The organism is Francisella sp. Scap27, assembly GCF_013394105.1.
GTDB classification, from domain to species: Bacteria; Pseudomonadota; Gammaproteobacteria; order Francisellales; family Francisellaceae; genus Francisella; species Francisella adeliensis.
Window position 1 is genome coordinate 916,292 of the sequence record NZ_CP041326.1, and the last position, 18,504, is coordinate 934,795.

Sequence of the window (18,504 nt, forward strand, 5' to 3'; positions counted from 1 at the left end):
ACTCGTACTAGTAAAAGATATTGATTCAGTAGCAAAAGCCTTTTGAGCTTGTTAAATTTTTGCTACTTATTGTTTAAGGAAATTGAGGCTTCGACTATACTCAGCTATCTTGTTTCTTTTATTAATACTTCTGTTAGTAATTTTCTTACCAAGAAATATCCTAATCAAAAGCACTTTCAATATCTTCTAAGCTCTTTCCAGCTGTTTCTGGTACAAACCTTTTTACAACCCAGAAATAGACACTTGAGCATACAAACAGCACTAAAAATAGCATGTTATAACCAAAAATCTCACCTACTCTCAAAAAATAACCAATAAAATAGAATGAGAACAACATCGAAATAATGCCTGCCATAAAAATACCGATCATTCTCACACGATTTGGTAATAGCTCATTTATAAGAGTAACAATTACACCACAAGGCCCAAAAGCTAATCCAGAGATACAAAGAGCTAACATTAAAATCGCAACGATATAACTATATTCAAAAACCGGTAAGCTATAGACTACAAATAAAAATAGCATACTAAGTAACGCTAGTTTAAGCCCAAAGAATATAACCTTTTTTCGCCCCCATCTATCGATATATAAAATAGTAAGTATGGTAACTAAAAAATTAATCCCTAATAAAAAGAAATTAGTGAAATGAGCCACACTAAGGTTTGAAGTTAATGGAACTATAAGCATTTCTGATGAAAATACTATAAAATTAATTCCTGTAAGCTGGTTTAATATTAAAAGAACTGTAACAAGCATTACTGGCCAAATATCTTTACCTATCAATAACTTTTGCAAAAAACTTTTTGGCTTATGATCTCTTAAACTCACACGAATATCATCAATATGTTTTTTAATTTCCTCATCGCTTAGACTAGTCTGTGTTTTTTGAATAACCTCATAAGCATCATGAATGCGTTTTTTAAGAACCAACCATGTTGGGCTAGCTGGAAGTAAGCAAGCCATTATTAACAAGATTATCGAGAATGATAAAGTAAGGAAAAGATACTCTCTCCAAGTTAAAGCCTCTTGAAAGAAAAATACTATCAAACCTGATAAACACATTCCAGCAGTCCATAAAAGCTGAAATAATGCAACATATCTACCTCTTTTTTCTGGCGGCGCTATTTCTGTCATATATACGGGAAAAGCATAAGTACAGAGTAGTATAGCAGCTCCCTGTAATAGCCTAGATGCAACTAAAACCTGATAACTTTCCGCGCAAACAAACATATATGTGCCGACAATATACATAATTACAAAAAAGAGAATAACTACTTTTCGACCAACTTTATCAGCAGCTAACCATACTAATTTTGCTAAAATACCGCCTAAAAAAACTAGACCAAGCAGTATAGATAATTGGTGTGAATCAAGTTTAAATTGATGTCGGATTTCATCACCAATACCTCCAACAATTGCCAAAGCATAACCACCTATGACCGCAGCTATAAGATATACTGTCAAAATATATTTAAAACTATACCTAAAATCTAAATTTAGCTTCATGATTTAGTTCCCACTTTTAAGTCTTTATATATTGAATCAATCAAATACGCATACTTACCTGACTGAAAAGTCTTACCACTAAAAACTCTCGGATAAATAATTGGTGAATGTACACTGTTTGTCATAATGACTATGCTAATTTTATTTACTGGATCAAATATAAAACATTGTCCCGTAAAACCGGTATGTCCTATTGTTTGGTTGCTACACAACTCTCCAAAAGAATTTCTAGTCCTACGGCCATTAGCTGTCCAAAAACCTAGAGCAAATGTTTTATCTATAGCACATTGCTCACTAAACCTTGCTACAGTTTTCTGTGAAAATAGTTCATTATCTTCAAAAAGTAATTTTGATAATTTACTTATATCATCAATAGTTGAAAAAAGCCCTGCATGACCGGCAACCCTACCCATTGAGTAGAGTGCTTTCTCATCATGCACCTCCCCTCTTAAAGTATGTGTTTTTATATTTGCAAACTTAGTATTACCTAAGTTTGTATGTCCATCAAGCTGGGTTGCTACAATCTCATTACTCTTATAACCATTATCAAGAGGATCAAAACATGTATTTTTGAGGTCCAACTTTTCATATATATGCTGCTCAACAAACTTATCTAAGCGCTGATTAGTAATAGTTTCAATTACACATCCTAGTATCTTCATTCCTATATCACTATAAATACAATACTTGTTTGCTGAATGTTGTGGTTTCATTTTAGTAGTTAAAAACTTTACAGTCTTACCCCTATCTTGACTAAAAAGTTCTCCTGCTTCATTTTCATCATAAAAATTAAATGCTGGTGCTAAGCCTGACTTATGATTAAGTAAGTCACGACAAGTTGGGATATAATTAGTACCTTCAAATTTAAAATTACTTATATAGCCATCTATTGGTAAGTCTAAATCCACTAAATTTCGTTCATATAAATACATCAATGCATAAGTTGTAGCAAAAATTTTAGTCAAAGAGGCTATATCAAAAAGCATATCCTCTTTTAAAGCCTGTGGACTATCTAGCTTTTGCCCACACTTATCATACTTATAACTAAACCCGTGACTTTTTTGGTATATATTTTCTCCATGATGGCATATATTCACAGCTATCCCGCTGAAACCATAATCGATATCATGATTAATTATTTTTTCTAATTCTTGAAATTGCACTAATTTGGAAACATTAGTTTTATGATAATAGACATTATAACTATAATGTAATCAATTTTATAATAAAATATGTGAAATATTTTAAGTGCTGACTCGGCCTTTCCACGGCACATGCATCAATCGTTACCGTTGCTTCCTTCCGGATCTGGCGGGGTTCACAATCTATCATTGCGTGGGACCAAGACAGCAAGCATTATAATACTAGACAAATAATGAAATTACAAGGCTCTTCTAGAGCACTTATCAAAGTTTTCGTAAAACAAAAAAACTTAAATCAATCTAATCAACGAATGAGATTTATTCAGCGACATTTTTATAGTAAAATAAATTTTAAAATCTGTAAATATATTAGAATATGAAGAAATTCTTACAAACAGCTTCTATCTTTGCTCTGCTATCAGCTCTAATTAGCTGTAGCACTCCCGAAAAAAGCCCTCTCACTTTCCCAACCATTGAGCAATGCTCTGTGAAGCTTATTGATTCAAAAGAGTCGTATATCTGCATACAAGAGCAAGAAGGTACTGATCTAATAGAAACAAGTGTTAAGTTTGACAATAATAGCTTCACACTTGATGAAGAGTCTAAAAAAATATTATATAAGCTCTTTGCTTACCTAAAGTTAAGTGGTAGTCCAGCAATTACGATTCGTGGCTATACAGGGAAGGTCGATTCAAAACTAATACATGATAAAGAATTACTTGTAGAGCATGACATTCGCTTATCTAAAAATAGAGCTGTAAGTGTAAGAGAATACCTCGTGAACAAAGGTCTTAATTCAGAAAGCATAACTATTAAAGCTCTTGGTTACCAAGACCCTATAGCACCTAATGACTCTAATGAAAACAGAGCTTTAAATCAGCGAGTTGAGATTACAGTTAAGAGTAAACTACTTGAGCAAATAGACAATATTGAGGGTAGCCTAAAACATGTAACCCCTTCAAACTACAAAAAATTCTTCTCTAATGTTTATCTACTAAATGAAGACCAAGATAAAGACATAGCTCAAATCTATGATAGTCGAGAGAAGCGTCCAGTACTAGCTAATGGCTTTAAGATATTTGCAGATAAGGAATACCCTATAAACTTCAATAATGAACAATTTATAGTGGTCACAAAACCAAAGCTACTAGAGTCCTTTAATGAAGATAAAAAGGTTTACCGTCTAGGCACTGCTAGCTATGATTATACATTCAAAGGTATCACTGCTTTAACAATAAAAAATCTTTCAAGAGAAGCAAATGTTGGAGACTATATTGCCCCAACAGACCTTATGTCTAAGCCACTCCCAGAAAAAACTTTTAGAATGAAAAGCAAAATAACAGGTAATGTGATGGAAGATGTAATGAATACAAATACTTTCTCATCGACCTATAATACTGTATTAATTAATAAAGGTACTGCTGATGGCTTAAAACTTGGGGCAGAAATGCTCTTATATGAGCCAGAATCTCGTACCGATGGTTTTCCAGTTCCGCCTAAATTTACAGGGTATGGCTTTGTTTATCGTCAATCTGAACATTATTCTCTTGTTATCATTATAAACTCCCTACAAGAGATTAGCAGCAAATCTATGGCTACAACTATCTTATAATGCATAACTCCTCTAAAATAGCCCTAATACTTTCATGCACTCCCTACTTTGGGCCAAGAAAATTTATCTTAGCACTAGAGAATTCGATAAATTTTAATGAACTTATAGAAAACCCAAAAAGCTTTAGAAAACAACTCGCTTTAAGAGATATAAGTATTGACTATCTAACCAAAAAAAAATATTTAACATATTTAGATAAAGCAAATAAATGGTTAGAAGATTCAAACCATAATATAATTTCATACTTTGATGATAATTATCCTAGTGACTTAAAAGAGTTATCTGACCCTCCAATTCTTTTATACTGTGTTGGTGATATTTCATTACTTGAAAATATGCAATTGGCAATCCTAGGCTCAAGAAATTATTCTACTTATGGTAGAAATGTCACAGATAAAATCATATCTAATCTGGCTGAATCTAAAATCACTATTACTAGTGGTTTAGCTTTTGGTATTGATACGCTAGCTCATCAGCAAGCCTTAAATAATAACCTAAAAACTATCGCTGTAATTGGTACTGGTGCTGACATCATTTATCCTTCAAATAATAGAAAGTTACATTCACAGATAGCAACAAATGGATTGATAATCTCAGAGTTTCAGCTCGGTGTTGGACCATTAAGGCATAACTTTCCTCTAAGAAACAGAATAATCAGTGGTTTAAGTAAAGGTGTTTTAGTTGTTGAGGCAGCAGCAAAAAGTGGTTCCCTAATAACAGCAAATCTTGCATTAGAGCAAAATAAAGATGTTTTTGCTGTTCCTGGTAGTATATTTAATATTACTAGCGAAGGTTGCAATACTCTTATCTCGCAAGGAGCTAAAGTTGTAACTGGTGCTAAAGATATAATTTCAGAGTTATGTGCTCATGAATTAACAATCCAAGAAGATATTTTCATTAACACACAAGCAAACAATCTTTCAGAGCAAGAGAAACTAGTGTTTGACTCTATTGATAGCAAGCTAACAACTATAGATAATATTATCAACACAACTAAACTAAATTATTCTGAAATAACACAGATTCTTTTTGAATTAGAAATGCAGAACCTTATCCAATCAGCTCCTGGTGGATATACCAAATAAAACCTCTATTTTCGGACCTAACAATGAGTATCAAAAAAATAAATTCCTACTTCCAGCTTAAAGAAAACAACTCATCTATTAAGCAAGAGTTATTAGCTGCTATCGCATCTTTTTTAGCTATTTCATATATTATTGTCGTAAACCCTAAAATCCTGGCTGCTACAGGAATGCCCACAAATGCATTAGTAACAAGCACTATCTTAGTATCTGCCTTCGGTAGTATTTTAATGGGAGTTTTTACGCGAAATCCTTTTATAATCGCTCCAGGTATGGGAATGAATATATTCTTTTCATTTACTGCTGTTAAGATATACCACTTACCTTGGCAAACTGTTTTAGGTGCAACCTTCTGGTCTGGAATAATATTTAGTTTATTAGTGATTTTAAATGTACGAACTAAAATAATGCTAAGCTTACCAAAGTCTATAAAGCAATCATTAGGAGCCGGTATAGGGCTATTTATAGCTTATGTTGGCTTAATAAATAGCGGTTTTTTAACTTCTAATGGAGGTATGCTGACACTTAGTGAAATCTCAACCCATACAATCTTATTCCTAATTTGTTTATGTACACTACTGATACTCCATATCAGAAAAGTTCCTGCAGCAATCATTTTAGTCATCATCTTAGGATGTACTATAGCCTTACCACTTGAGCATTTTTCAGGACAAGAAATCATAACTTTACCTAATCACATTATTAGCTTTCCAGACTTTTCACTATTTGGTCAAATAGACTTTTTAAATGGATTGAAATTTGCAATATTGCCAACTATTTTTACATTTTGCTTCTTAAGTTTATTTGATGGTACTGGTACAATATCTAGCCTTTATGGGAGTATGAATAAAGAACATAATCATAAAAGTAAAGAGCTTAAAAAAACTTTCCTTGTTGATTCAACATCAGCATCATTATCTGGAATTTTTGGCACAAGCCCAACAACTGTTGTAGTTGAATCTGGCGTTGGTATCGCTCAAGGTGGTAAAACTGGACTGACTGCAATATTTGGCGGCTTGATGTTTTTACCATTTTTATTTCTATCTCCACTAATAAGTGCTATCCCGATAGAGGTTATATCTCCGGCTTTAATCTTGATTGGAATCATGATGATGCAACAAGTATATAAGGTTCAATGGGATGATTTTTCTCAAGCAACCCCGGCATTTTTTACTATTTTAATGATGACACTATCATCATCAATATCAACAGGTATAGCTTGTGGTATATTAGTTTGGTTTATTGTTTCAGTATTTTGTAATAAAAAAGAGCTAAATCTAACAGCTAGTATAATAACAGTATTCTGCCTTATAATGTTCTTACATGCTTTAAACTCTTTTTAGGTCTCGACCTTAGTTTTAAACTTCCATTTTTTTAGGAAGAATAAAAGCTAATGGGAGACAAGAAAGTAAAATAATGATAATTATGCTTAGAGAATATTGATAATCAACAATTGTATTATACCCATCATCAAGATGGGCTGTAAATAAAGTCAAAGCATAACCAATAAGTGGCAGTAAAATTACTGCGGCAAGATTATTAACCATATTTACACCAGCAGTACTAGAACCTGATGTCCCTGCAGGAGAAAGAACTTTTGCAATTGTGAAAGTAACTGCCTGAGGGCCTGCCATTGCACCTAAAAGCAAATAAAGGACTATAAATAAGTTCTTTTCAAGCGTAACAAATAGCAATATTGCTAATAATAATGCTGATGATGATAAGCTTAAAATAAGCAGCAATCTAAACTTATTAGTAAAAGCAGATAAAACACCAAAAAAACCAAAACCTATAGCCGCTCCCATAAATAAAAAACCGTTTAAATGTGATGCTTCGGCTTGACTAAGTCCTAATTTTATTTGTATAAAACTAACACCCCAGAGCGAACCAAGTACATTGATAGGAATAAAAATACTTGCACCGATAAGACTCGCAGCCCAAAACTTAGGATTTTTAAATATTATCATTACTTTTCTTATGGTTTCTTTAAAACTTATTTGATTATAGTGATCAAATTTTTGGACATGCTTAGGATTATCTCTTATGAAAATAAATACAAGTATTAAAAGTGCTAAACCGATATATGTGAAAACTTCATTAGCATGTATCCAGCCTAATGTATCTACAAGGTTTGCTAAAACTACATCTGTAATAAGTCCTCCTAATATACCTACAATTGTTGCAATACCAATGAAAGTTGAGAAAAACCTCTGAGGTAACCACATACCAGCCATTTTAGCAGCACCTACAAAGCCAAATGCCGAACCTATACCCATTAAGATTCTTCCAAGAAATGCTACTTCATAATAACTTGTTGCTGAAAATAAGTAATTCCCTAGAACACATAGAGCAGTCGCAACACCTATAACTATTTTTCTATTATATTTATCAATGATGACACCAGCTGGAATCTGCATAACAGTATAAGCTATAAAATAGGCCGAAGATAGCCATCCAATATTAGTAGCATTTATTTTAAAGGCAATTTTTAACTCTTCTGTCATAGCTCCAGGAGCTGCGCGAATAAAGAAATCATAACTATAATTTAAAGTTGCAACAATGCAAATAAACCAGGCTGTAGCGATTAATATTTTGGTTTTAGGCAGATGTGATTCTGGCATTTTTCAGTTCTATAATATTTTGTATCAAATGATTCTAACAGACAGCTAGCTTAGCCTCAATAATTAAAAATGCTTTAATACTACTGAACTTTTTATCCTTCATAAATCATTTTAACTAAAAAACTTCACACCTGAAGCAATTAATAGATACAATATTTATAACAAGATATCTCCTTAACATCAAAATGACTAAGCAACTAACTCGTAAAGAACGCTATAAAACTATAGCTATAATAAACTTAGGAGCTGTTTTAGAATGGTTTGAATTTTGTTTATATGGTTACTTAGCCACATATCTTACTGTTTTATTTTTCCCCAAAGAAGATCAGACTGTAGCATTAATTTCGGTATTTGGGATATTTGCTGCTAGCTATATTATGAGGCCTCTAGGAGGTTTCTTTTTTGGATCAATTGGCGATAGATTGGGTAGAAGTTATGCTATCAAACTTAGTATGATGCTAATGTGCTTACCAATGCTAATTATGGCACTAATGCCAACTTATAGCTCCGCAGGTATCTGGGCGATTGTTATTCTAGTTTTTGCAAGAATGCTACAAGGATTTTCTGTTGGTGGTGAGTATACCGGGATATTAGTAGCATTAGCAGAAAGTGCTTCTCCCAAGCATAAAGGTTTTACTACGGCCATAGCTGGCTTAGCATCACAAGCTGGTGTCATATTAAGCTCACTAACCGTTGGCTTATTAGCAAGTATACTTACAAATGAACAAATGCTACATTACGGCTGGAGAATAGCTTTTGGTACTGGATTTATCTTGGCAATAGTATCTACAATCTTACAAAAAAAAGCTCATGAATCACCAGCATTTGAGGAATTAAAGGAGAATAATGTTATTTCAAAATCTCCTTTAAAAGATGCTTTAAAAGGTGCAAAACTACCGCTTATATGGACATTTACTCTAACAGGATACGTCGGTATAGCTTACTATATGATGGCTACTTATTTACCAAACATATTAATTTCAAATCGAGGCTTTGATGCTTCATATATTATGTATATTACTGCTATGGTATCTATAGCTTATGCCGTTGTATCTCCAATTTTTGGTTGGATGTCAGATATATGGGGAAGAAAACCTTTATTATATATACCTATTTTCACACTACTAGTACTATGCTACCCACTCTTTTTCATATTTATACATGGTGGGTTACAAGCTATCTTAATTGCTCAAATAGTTATGGCTATAATTATTTCAGCAATGACTGCGGCCTTTCAAATTACTGTTAGTGAATTATTTCCTACTGCTCATAGATATAGTGGAATGTCTGCAGCATATAACCTTGGCAATGCTATATTTGCTGGTACTACCCCGATGATTGCAGTATGGCTAACCCAGTCATCAGGGTCTGAATACGGTGCCTGCATATATCTTGCTGTCTCATCAATTATAACACTATTATTAATTAACAAAATGCCAGAGACCAGATCATCAAAGGATCTCTCTTAAATCTTTATTGCAATAAACACCGTATATCAATAAAATACCATATAAATATTATCAATTATACCTATACATGGCCAAACAAATATATAATATCCGTGGATACGCATGGATAATCATTCTCCTTAGTTCATTCTTACTTTTTGATAAGTATATTATGCAAGTTTTTCCTAGTTTAATTACTGATGATATGATGATCAGCTTTAAAACAAATGCTACACAAACAGGTGCTTTGGGATCTGCATTTTTTTGGTCAATTATAGTTTGCCAGCTTTTCATAGCTGGCCCGATTATAGATAAATATGGTTTTCGCTTAATAAGTCCTGTATCTATAACTATATCAACTGCTGGTGTGATTCTTTTTGTAGTCGCTGCAAACATGGGAAGTCTAACTCTAGCCTATATTGCTAGAATAATTACTGGAATGGGTGTTTCATTTGCTACGATATCATACTTAAAAGCTGTATCTGTATGGTTTGAACCAAGACAGTTTGCTTTTGCAGCAAGTTTTTTAGCTACAGCCGCAATGATTGGCGCTTTGTGTGCTCAGGCTCCGCTAGCATACATTATAAGCTTATGTGGTGATTGGAAAGCAGCTATGCTTTTAATATGCGTTCTTAGCTTATTTATGGCTGTAGTTTACTATATAGTAGTTAGAGACTTTAACCCTGAGCAACCAGAAGCTAGTAATAGTAGTGATAAACTTACAACTATGATGTCATTAAAAGAAGTTATTAAAAATAAGGATAACTGGCTATTAACACTCTATGTTGGATTAAGTTTTACTGCTGTTGACGCATTTGCAGGATTTTGGGGGAACGCATACTTTAGAGAAGCTTATGGAGTTTCAAAAGAAAGTGCTGCTAGCATTATTTCAATGATATTTATAGGTATGGCTGTTGGCTCACCTATTCTTGGTAAAATATCTGAAATATTAGATAGTCGTAAAGGTGTAATGATAGTTTTCCATATTATCGGGACCATTGCTTTAAGTATAGTTCTTTTAACGAAAACTTCTGCAACAATGTCTGCTATATTGCTATTTATATTTGGTTTATGTCTAGGTATATATATGCTTTCTTTTGCTATCGGCAATAGAATTAATCCTATAATCTTAACTGCTACAGTAGCTGCATTTATAAACACTGGTGAACCAATCTTAGGTGCAATCTTTGACCCACTAATTGGCTACTTTCTTGATTGGTCTTGGACAGGTAAATTTATAACATCTACTGGTGCTGTCGTTTCTCAGCAAATAATGCCTACAGACATAAAATACTTTGAACTTAGTTCATACCACTTTGCATTTACAACTCTCGTAATAAGCATGATTTTATCACTAATTGTTCTTTTATTTATTAACGATAAAAAAAATAATAACTAATCACTCTCTAAGTTTGATTCTACTAAGCCTTCTAAATAATAAATATCTTTAATATCATTATCAGCTTTACTCACATTACCAATATCTACACCTAGGTATACATTGCCTTCAGATTTCATTGCATAAAATGTTACTTGCTCTTTATACTTTTCGGAGAATGTCCAAACGACAGATCTTTCAGGATTAGGATCATTAGCCTTAAGCTTAAACTCTTTAGGATTATCTTTAACAGTTTTCATAATTGCTTTATGTAGTTGAGGAACAGTTACACCTTTCTCCATTTCCAAACTATGGATACCTTGATTTGATTCTATGACATAATCACTACCTAAAATAGGTACGCAACTACCAAGACCTAAACTCGCGAATACTCCTAACACTAGTTTTGTTTTTTTCACTTATATACTCCCATAACCAAATAAAAACCCAATACAACTGCTAATATAGAAACTAATACACTTGCGATAATATAGCCTAGAGCTATAAAGACTTCTCCTCTTTGAAGCAAGTTTAAAACATCTAGACTAAAACTAGAAAATGTCGTAAAACCACCTAAAAATCCTGTCACAACTAAAGAGCGGGTATATGCTGAGATTTCCTCATTAAATAAATTAGTTTTAATTAAAAAAGCTGCAATTAAGCCTATTGTTAATGAACCAATAATGTTGCATAGGAATACTCCGAAAGGTATTTCAGAAGAAAAACTGCTGGTTGCCTGCATTACTAAAAACCTGGAAATAGCCCCTAGTCCACCACCAATACCAACTAATAAAATCATTAAGCTCATTTACTGCTCCAATATTTCTCTTGCTCCTAGAGAAATCATCTCTTGAGCTAATTTTACACCAACGTTAACAGGATCATTACCTTGCTCTTGCCTCTCTAAGATAATTTGGCCATCACTACTTGCAACTCTAGCCTTTAAAGTAATCTCATCATTTTTCAGGGTAGCAAAAGCTGCTATCGCAACATGACAACCACCCTTAAGCTCTTGGTTGAAAGCCCTTTCAGCTAAACTTGTTTGATAGCTCTGCTTATCATTTAGTTTTTCTAATACGTTCAAAACTTTACTATCTTTTTCTAGGACTTCAATAGCCACAACACCTTGACCAACTGCAGGCAATGATATCTCTACAGGAATAAGCTGAGCTATCCTAGCTTGTAGTTCAAGCCTAATCAAACCAGCTCCAGCTAGTATAATAGCATCATAATCACCTCTATCTAGCTTTGCTAAACGAGTTTGAACATTTCCGCGTAAATCTTTTATAACTAAATCTTTACGATAACTTAGAAGCTGTGCTTTACGTCGTAAGCTAGAAGTACCTACTATTGCACCTTGCGGTAGCTCATTAATATTTCTGAATTTATTTGATACAAAAGCATCTCTTGGATCTTCTCTAGGCATAAAACTGGCTATAGTGAACCCTTCTGGAAGCTCGTAAGGAATATCTTTAAGAGAATGTACTGCAATATCAGCTTTACCGTTTTGCATTGCAACCTCTAACTCTTTCATAAACAACGCTTTACCACCAATTTTACTTAAAGGTTTATCAAGTATAATGTCACCTTGTGTTTTCATTGTGATAACTTCACAATCAATACCCAACTCTTGTTCAATTCGTAATTTGACAAAATTTGTCTGCCAAAGAGCAAGCTTACTATCTCTGCTTGCTATAGTTATTTTTTTCATTTAATAATTCCTTGTAAGAAACTAGAAATATCTTTTATTTCTTCAGGGCAAACACTATGCTCCATTCCTAGATAACTTTTATAATTATTTTTAAAACCATTTTCATTAAGCTTATCAGATAAATTTTTACCTAAAACCTCTGGTAAAACCTGATCATTTGTACCATGGCAAACTATTATTGGTGTATCTGTATTAGTATCTGTTATTTGATCTTCAAAGTCGCTCCAAGCTGGAAGATATGTTGATAAAGCCATTAAACCACCTAATTTCCTAGATGAAGTCAGCATTGTATATGTAGCAATAACCCCGCCTTGTGAGAAACCAGCTAGAACTACATTTTCACTTGAAATACCTTCGCTAATCTGAACATCAATAAGCTTATTTAATTGTATTATGGAGTTATTAATACCTTCAACATCTACGACTCTATTAAGACTATTAGCATCTAAAGATTTGATGTCGTACCATGCTCGCATTTGCATCCCCATATTTATGGTGACAGGCATCACATCAGCATGTGGAAAAATAAATCTCACATGATCTAAAGAGATATTTAGATGTCCAACGATATCAACAAAATCATGCCCATCAGCACCAAGTCCGTGAAGCCAAATAATGCAGTACTTAGTATCTAATTTTGACTCTACTATTTCATAATTCATATTATTTTCAAAGTTATAACTTTATACCTCAAATGATACATGAATTTGTCATAAATTTAACTATCAAATAAATATCTTTGTGTATAAAAGCTTTATATTTTAAAGCTTTGAACAAAAAGCAAGAAAAAAATTATCAAATCAATACTCGCTGTGGATAACTCTGTTTACAGTAGTGTTTATTTTTTGTTGTAAATTTTTTAACAACACTATATTAAGTTTCATTAATTTACGAAGAACCCTCAAAATAAAGGCTTTGAAGATTAGAGTTATATGCTAAAAATGTGTCAAGGATTAAATAAATAAATTGTGGATAACAATGTGTATGTATTGTGACTTTAAGGTGGATAGCTTAGCTTTATTTGAAGTAAGCCTCTTGATTTATAAGGTTTACCGAGGTGTTTAATAACTCAATAGTATCATTTAGATTATTTTTTTCACCAGTTGATAATTTCTTTGTCATTGCTAGCTCATTAATTGAAACCATAACTCTACCTCTATCTAAAAGTTCAACAACTGTAGCTGTTGTTTTCAAATCAGCATTTTGCATTAAGTAAACTAATTTCCAATGCTGATTTGAATATCTTTCTGTTTGACGATTAGCTTTGATAGGAATATCTGCTTGAGAGATTATTTCACTTACTTTTGTCTCATTGATCAACTCTTTTCCCTCTATATGATTTCTAAGCTGATAATGCACGACTAAATCAAGATACCTTCTCAATGGACTTGTAACCTGAACATAGTTTTCTAAACCCATTCCACCATGTATGCTAGGTTGAGTAGAGTGGCAACCTCTTTGAAGTTTTTTACGCACTGCAAACATCTCTGCAGGTGTGTTTAAGTTTTCTAAACTTTCAGGAGTTAGCTCATGTGCAGGCTGAGTTGAATACGGTACAGGTATTTGGTTCGCTTGACAATATTGACCCACTGCAACCCCAGCCATTAGCATTGTATCTCTTACTAAAGTTCTTGAAGCTAACTTCTCAAGATTTGAAATTTTTACTTTTTTATCAATATCTAAAGATATTTTCACCTCAGGAAACTCTAACTCTACTGCTCCATTTTGAAGACGTTTTTGGCTAAAATTCTTAGCAAACTCAGAAATAAGACCCAAGTCCAAATTTGAAAGATTTTCTTGAGCATACTCATAGCTTAATCTAGTAACTTTTATTTTACTAAAGCAAATTTCTATGTCTGTGATTTCGCCACTTTCTAAAACTTTAAAGCCTATAGATAATGCAGGTGAAACTTCATTAAGCCCAAGTCCTAGTACATCGGTAGCATTTGTAGGTAACATCGAAATTATATGCTCCGGCACATACAGGTTTGACCCTCTAGCTCTAGCCTCGACATCAACTTCATCATCAAAAATTATGCTTGAAGAAGGATCTGCAACATGCACCCACATTTTGTCATTTGACTCATCCCAACTAATAGCATCATCAGGATCGTTACTACCCTCATCATCTATTGCATAAGCTGTTAAATGTGTTAAATCTACACGATTAAGATCTGAACCATTGTTATAGGTAAACTCAGCAGGGTTACTCTCAAGCTCTGCACCATAGCGATATAAGTGAGGATTTACGAACTCATCCCAAAAACCAACCTCCAATAAAAGCTTGTGTGAACTGTTTTCAGATTCTTCTAACTTTAAGTGCTTAAATAATCTACAATTTTGGCTTTTGAGAGTGGCTAATGATTCTATTTCTTTAAGAAACTTCTCATCTTCTGGCAAGTAAGTTTTTTGATGAATACGCGACACAAAATCTTTTAGTTCTTGCTCTTTTTTGAGCCTCTCTTCTCTATCAGCAATAATTTTATCTTTTTGCTCTTCAGAGTGAATAATCACATCAAAATCATCATTAAAGCTAAAGTACTCTCCTGCATTTGCAAGCTTCCAAACTGTATATGCCTCATTAAGTCCTTCTTTTTCAAATAAAAGTTCACTAAGCTCAGCTAAGGTTGTGTTATCTTGCTCTTGAAGTAGCTCCCAAGTCATCTCAAGCTCTGGAATTTCTAGTTCTTGAATATCTTCAAGCTCAAAATCTTTTGTAGCTGTGAAAAGTAAATCGACATTTTTAGGTGGCAGTTTAATTTTTTTACCATCTATAGTTTCAATGTCAACTTTTTTATCTAATACATCGACAACTTTTGCTAATTTTGATTTAAATATTATTAGGCTATTTTTTTGCATCGGTAATAAGGAGGTTATATATGTTATAAAATTATTATTCTAAACTATAAAGAATACACTAGATTTTACAAGTGATACTACTGATAAAAGCAGATAAGTTTTTTATTTTTCTGCCAAATAGAAATCAAATTTTTTATATTGGGTGTTATATTTGTCTATTATCTTCACCTCTTCACAGCTTTTCTTTAAAAGTTTATAGCCATAAACAGTGACATCAATAGTATTATCACAACCAGGATAAGCCAACAATAAAACACCTGGCTTTTCTTTGTTTTGCCAAATCCTGTAGTAGTGAGGTTTTGATTGCATAAACACACTTAAATAGAAGCCATATTCCCAGTTTCCAGAAGCAAAATTTGGCTGTGGAAGATTATTTTCTGTTAAAAAATTTTCGGCACTTAATGCTACACTATCCCCGATATTATTATGCTCTATATTATTGTTAAAAAACGTATTTAAATTAAAGGAAACAAAGTAAACCAAATTAACGACTAAAATAAATGCTACGAGCTTATGTAGACTTATGTTCATATCTACTAACTTTAAATTCAGTAGCGCATAAATTGCTGGCAACAAAAATACTGTTGTACAAACAAGCCACTCTGTAGGTAACATTCCATTTAAAGATTCTAAAAAAACAAATATAATATAAGGAACTAATCCAAGTATGATCAATATTTTTTTATCATATAAATATTCTTTTTTACATCTAACTACTCTTTTCTTGAAAAAAAGATATATAAAAACAATTATTGCAATTGAAAGGTTTAGAAGCTGAAAAACACTATCAAAAGCTGCATACAAAAAACCATGTAGAAAACTTGAATCTGGCTCGCTAACACGAGCTGTAACATAGTCTAGTGTCTCAAAATCAATACTGTAAAGAGATATAAAACCTGGTAATAAAAATATTGTACCAACTAAAATAGCTATACAAATATTTACTAAATATTTCTTATCAAACTTCATAACAATACATATAAGCATCGCAATTGCGATTAAACCAATCTGGAATTTCGCATACACTCCAAGAGCTGTAAATATCGCTAATAAAACCCAGTCTAATCTTTTATTATCTGTGATTGCCTTAACAAAATAATATGTACTAGCACTCCAAAATGGCAATAAAATAATATTTTGGTTATATTGAATGAAAAATTCGCCCATATAGAAAAAGCTTGCTACTGATAAAAGAAACAACATTATTGCCTCTTTTATTGGGTAAAAAAGTTTAATTGTTCGATACAGATAAAACCAAGTGACAAATATACAAACACTAACTGCTAGAAGATCTGCTAAAAGAGGATTAAATAAATAAGTGAATGGGATAAGAAATAAGGGGCCTAAACCAGGATGTTTATCATAAACCAAATGAGCTTTCATTCCCCACATCATGTTTTCCACAGTATCAGGAGAAATACTTGATGGTGAGTGTATCAAAAGAGTGAAACCCACCCATATAACTAGAAAGCCAAATAAAAAGAGAACTAAAGGGTTATTTTTTTTAAACATTAAAAAGTTATTTATAAAAAATGTTTACATATTGTAACATAGCTTTTTGAGATTTTAAGAACTGATTAGAACTACAAGTAAGTAGATTTATTTAGTGTCAGGAGTGTCAGTTGACGCTTCATCTTCCGTCATAGTGTGATCTAAAGGTAGATCTTTAGCTTTAACAGTACTTCCACTAGCTGCTGAATCGTTATCTACAATGGTTGAACCACTTGGCTCCATCATAATATTATTTGTGACAATATCACTTTCAAGCTTTGCAACTTTTCGTGATAAAACTTCTTTAGGGTGGCCATTTGGCTTTTCTTCCTCATCAACAACCTTCTTAAGATAGTTATCCAATTCTTTTGTAACATCCTTTTGATTCTTCATAACATCTTTTTGCATAAATCTCGCTTCATGGACTGAATCAATAGTCATGTGTGTATACATATACTCTGGATCTACAACAAACGGTCTTAATTTTGCATTGTATTTTTTAACAATTCTAGGGAAATCTACAGTATAAGCAACTTTTATACGTTTTTTACCATTATCTCCATTTGTTACCATTGCAACAAGATTTGCATCTATCTTAAATTTCTCTCTAACCAAATGGTATTGTTGCTTTCTATCTAGCACGATCTGCCTAATAGGTGTAGCAAATACATTATCGATCTTGATTGGCTTATTAACCGTTGTAATACCCGCCTTTGAAAGCTCTTTTATTGCATAATCACCATAAGCATCTTTAGTTAATCTAAGGTCTATATCTATCATTTTAGATAATACTTTCTCTCTAAACTCACGAGCTTCTTTAAGTGTGAAAGCCATACATGTTCCAGTATCATCTTTTTGGAAACAACCATTTCGCTTATCTACAAATAAAAATAATTTACGTGTTTTATCATAATAAAGCTGATAATCAGGAGTATCTTCTCCATGACCAAGATATACAAACTTATCTCCAGTTAACATTCCACATGAAGCAACAGCCAACAGTAAAAAAGTAAGAGATACTAATTTAACAATTTTGCGCATATTCTATTATTTCCAATATTTTATAATTCAACAACAATTTTTGCCTAGCTTACAGAAAAAGTAAAGGGTTTGCAGCTAATTTAACTTAAAAGTTTAAGCCATTGCATTTTCTTTCATAAGCTTTTTATATTTTTTCTCAATCATCTGGCGTTTAATAGCTCCTAAATGGTCAAAAAAAGTAATCCCATTTAGATGGTCAATCTCATGCTGAATACAACGAGCAAGATAACCTTCTTTTTCCACCTCAATTTCTTCACCAAACTCATTGAGGCCTTTAACTTTTACAGTTTCAGCTCGTTTAACCTTAGCGTTAACACCAGGAAAAGATAGACAACCTTCTTCATCATTTATCTCTCCTTTTTCTTCAACTATTTCTGGGTTAATAATAGTTATAACATTATGTTCATCACTATTAAGACTCTCAATCATAATAAAAAATCTTTTTTTAATACCTACCTGAATAGCCGCTAACCCAACACCATTAGCTTCATTCATAAGTCCAGCCATTTCTTCAAGAGTTGCTCTAAAATCATCATTAATTTCATCTTTTGAAACTTCTTTAGCTACTTCTTTTAATACTGGATGTGGATACTGCAAAATTTGTAAAGGCAT

General features: G+C 32.7%; 16 protein-coding genes and 1 other RNA gene. 5 read left to right on the forward strand and 12 right to left on the reverse strand.

The window, feature by feature from the left end; genetic code table 11:
- Window positions 1-160: 160 nt before the first annotated feature.
- From FLM55_RS04370 to ffs, 3 genes are all read right to left on the reverse strand, one after another.
- On the reverse strand, window positions 161-1,507 hold the full coding sequence (locus FLM55_RS04370) for an MFS transporter (protein ID WP_178948216.1): 1,347 nt from the start codon (window positions 1,505-1,507) through the stop codon (window positions 161-163).
- Complete coding sequence (locus FLM55_RS04375; protein WP_178948217.1) at window positions 1,504-2,670, reverse strand: serine hydrolase; 1,167 nt, start codon at window positions 2,668-2,670, stop codon at window positions 1,504-1,506. The genes FLM55_RS04370 and FLM55_RS04375 overlap by 4 nt, the downstream gene beginning before the upstream one ends.
- An 87-nt stretch (window positions 2,671-2,757) precedes the next feature.
- Window positions 2,758-2,855: signal recognition particle sRNA small type (gene ffs / locus FLM55_RS04380), an RNA gene on the reverse strand.
- A 170-nt stretch (window positions 2,856-3,025) separates the two neighbouring features.
- Here ffs and FLM55_RS04385 point away from each other — a divergent pair.
- The 3 genes from FLM55_RS04385 to FLM55_RS04395 are packed head-to-tail and all read left to right on the forward strand — an operon-like array spanning window position 3,026 to window position 6,686.
- Window positions 3,026-4,261, forward strand: a complete 1,236-nt coding sequence (locus FLM55_RS04385) for an OmpA family protein (RefSeq protein WP_178948218.1) — start codon at window positions 3,026-3,028, stop codon at window positions 4,259-4,261.
- Window positions 4,261-5,346 (forward strand): DNA-processing protein DprA, encoded by a 1,086-nt coding sequence (gene dprA, locus FLM55_RS04390; protein ID WP_256868924.1) that lies wholly within the window; start codon window positions 4,261-4,263, stop codon window positions 5,344-5,346. Before FLM55_RS04385 ends, dprA begins: the two co-directional genes overlap by 1 nt.
- A gap of 23 nt (window positions 5,347-5,369) precedes the next feature.
- Window positions 5,370-6,686 carry an NCS2 family permease gene (locus tag FLM55_RS04395; RefSeq protein ID WP_178948219.1) on the forward strand — a complete coding sequence of 439 codons (1,317 nt, stop codon included), beginning with the start codon at window positions 5,370-5,372 and terminating at the stop codon, window positions 6,684-6,686.
- 15 nt (window positions 6,687-6,701) lie between these two features.
- On the opposite strand, the gene FLM55_RS04400 is transcribed toward FLM55_RS04395, so the two are convergent.
- Window positions 6,702-7,964, reverse strand: coding sequence for an MFS transporter (locus FLM55_RS04400; RefSeq protein ID WP_178948220.1), 1,263 nt, complete (start codon window positions 7,962-7,964; stop codon window positions 6,702-6,704).
- Window positions 7,965-8,149: 185 nt separating this feature from the next.
- Between FLM55_RS04400 and FLM55_RS04405 the strand changes: the two genes are divergently transcribed.
- Both FLM55_RS04405 and FLM55_RS04410 read left to right on the forward strand, forming a co-directional pair.
- On the forward strand, window positions 8,150-9,433 hold the full coding sequence (locus tag FLM55_RS04405; RefSeq protein ID WP_178948221.1) for an MFS transporter: 1,284 nt from the start codon (window positions 8,150-8,152) through the stop codon (window positions 9,431-9,433).
- A 67-nt stretch (window positions 9,434-9,500) separates the two neighbouring features.
- Window positions 9,501-10,811, forward strand: a complete 1,311-nt coding sequence (locus FLM55_RS04410; RefSeq protein WP_178948222.1) for an MFS transporter — start codon at window positions 9,501-9,503, stop codon at window positions 10,809-10,811.
- Here the strand turns inward: FLM55_RS04410 and FLM55_RS04415 are convergent.
- From FLM55_RS04415 to def, 8 genes are all read right to left on the reverse strand, one after another.
- Window positions 10,808-11,209 carry a hypothetical protein gene (locus FLM55_RS04415; RefSeq protein ID WP_178948223.1) on the reverse strand — a complete coding sequence of 134 codons (402 nt, stop codon included), beginning with the start codon at window positions 11,207-11,209 and terminating at the stop codon, window positions 10,808-10,810. The two genes, FLM55_RS04410 and FLM55_RS04415, sit on opposite strands and share 4 nt — an antisense overlap.
- Window positions 11,206-11,598, reverse strand: a complete 393-nt coding sequence (gene crcB / locus FLM55_RS04420) for a fluoride efflux transporter CrcB (RefSeq protein ID WP_178948224.1) — start codon at window positions 11,596-11,598, stop codon at window positions 11,206-11,208. The genes FLM55_RS04415 and crcB overlap by 4 nt, the downstream gene beginning before the upstream one ends.
- Window positions 11,599-12,501 (reverse strand): hydroxymethylbilane synthase, encoded by a 903-nt coding sequence (hemC, locus tag FLM55_RS04425; protein WP_178948225.1) that lies wholly within the window; start codon window positions 12,499-12,501, stop codon window positions 11,599-11,601.
- Entirely contained in the window at window positions 12,498-13,163 is a 666-nt protein-coding gene (locus tag FLM55_RS04430; RefSeq protein WP_178948226.1) for a dienelactone hydrolase family protein, read from the reverse strand. The genes hemC and FLM55_RS04430 overlap by 4 nt, the downstream gene beginning before the upstream one ends.
- Window positions 13,164-13,518: 355 nt before the next feature.
- Window positions 13,519-15,360, reverse strand: a complete 1,842-nt coding sequence (locus FLM55_RS04435; protein ID WP_178948227.1) for a ribonuclease catalytic domain-containing protein — start codon at window positions 15,358-15,360, stop codon at window positions 13,519-13,521.
- Between the two features lie 102 nt (window positions 15,361-15,462).
- Window positions 15,463-16,872: a glycosyltransferase family 39 protein gene (locus FLM55_RS04440; protein ID WP_178948228.1), complete on the reverse strand. Its 1,410-nt coding sequence runs from the start codon at window positions 16,870-16,872 to the stop codon at window positions 15,463-15,465.
- Window positions 16,873-16,959: 87 nt separating this feature from the next.
- Window positions 16,960-17,892 (reverse strand): hypothetical protein, encoded by a 933-nt coding sequence (locus FLM55_RS04445; RefSeq protein ID WP_178948229.1) that lies wholly within the window; start codon window positions 17,890-17,892, stop codon window positions 16,960-16,962.
- Between the two features lie 93 nt (window positions 17,893-17,985).
- Window positions 17,986-18,504 (reverse strand): peptide deformylase, encoded by a 519-nt coding sequence (def, locus tag FLM55_RS04450; protein WP_178948230.1) that lies wholly within the window; start codon window positions 18,502-18,504, stop codon window positions 17,986-17,988.

What these genes read in the sequence shown, in the direction of transcription:
- FLM55_RS04370 (WP_178948216.1), bottom strand. Translation starts at nt 1,507, where the DNA reads ATGAAGCTAAATTTAGATTTTAGGTATAGTTTTAAATATATTTTGACA.
- FLM55_RS04385 (WP_178948218.1), top strand. Translation starts at nt 3,026, where the DNA reads ATGAAGAAATTCTTACAAACAGCTTCTATCTTTGCTCTGCTATCAGCT.
- dprA (WP_256868924.1), top strand. Translation starts at nt 4,261, where the DNA reads ATGCATAACTCCTCTAAAATAGCCCTAATACTTTCATGCACTCCCTAC.
- FLM55_RS04395 (WP_178948219.1), top strand. Translation starts at nt 5,370, where the DNA reads ATGAGTATCAAAAAAATAAATTCCTACTTCCAGCTTAAAGAAAACAAC.
- FLM55_RS04400 (WP_178948220.1), bottom strand. Translation starts at nt 7,964, where the DNA reads ATGCCAGAATCACATCTGCCTAAAACCAAAATATTAATCGCTACAGCC.
- FLM55_RS04405 (WP_178948221.1), top strand. Translation starts at nt 8,150, where the DNA reads ATGACTAAGCAACTAACTCGTAAAGAACGCTATAAAACTATAGCTATA.
- FLM55_RS04410 (WP_178948222.1), top strand. Translation starts at nt 9,501, where the DNA reads ATGGCCAAACAAATATATAATATCCGTGGATACGCATGGATAATCATT.
- crcB (WP_178948224.1), bottom strand. Translation starts at nt 11,598, where the DNA reads ATGAGCTTAATGATTTTATTAGTTGGTATTGGTGGTGGACTAGGGGCT.
- hemC (WP_178948225.1), bottom strand. Translation starts at nt 12,501, where the DNA reads ATGAAAAAAATAACTATAGCAAGCAGAGATAGTAAGCTTGCTCTTTGG.
- FLM55_RS04430 (WP_178948226.1), bottom strand. Translation starts at nt 13,163, where the DNA reads ATGAATTATGAAATAGTAGAGTCAAAATTAGATACTAAGTACTGCATT.
- FLM55_RS04435 (WP_178948227.1), bottom strand. Translation starts at nt 15,360, where the DNA reads ATGCAAAAAAATAGCCTAATAATATTTAAATCAAAATTAGCAAAAGTT.
- FLM55_RS04440 (WP_178948228.1), bottom strand. Translation starts at nt 16,872, where the DNA reads ATGTTTAAAAAAAATAACCCTTTAGTTCTCTTTTTATTTGGCTTTCTA.
- FLM55_RS04445 (WP_178948229.1), bottom strand. Translation starts at nt 17,892, where the DNA reads ATGCGCAAAATTGTTAAATTAGTATCTCTTACTTTTTTACTGTTGGCT.
- def (WP_178948230.1), bottom strand. Translation starts at nt 18,504, where the DNA reads ATGCCTTTACAAATTTTGCAGTATCCACATCCAGTATTAAAAGAAGTA.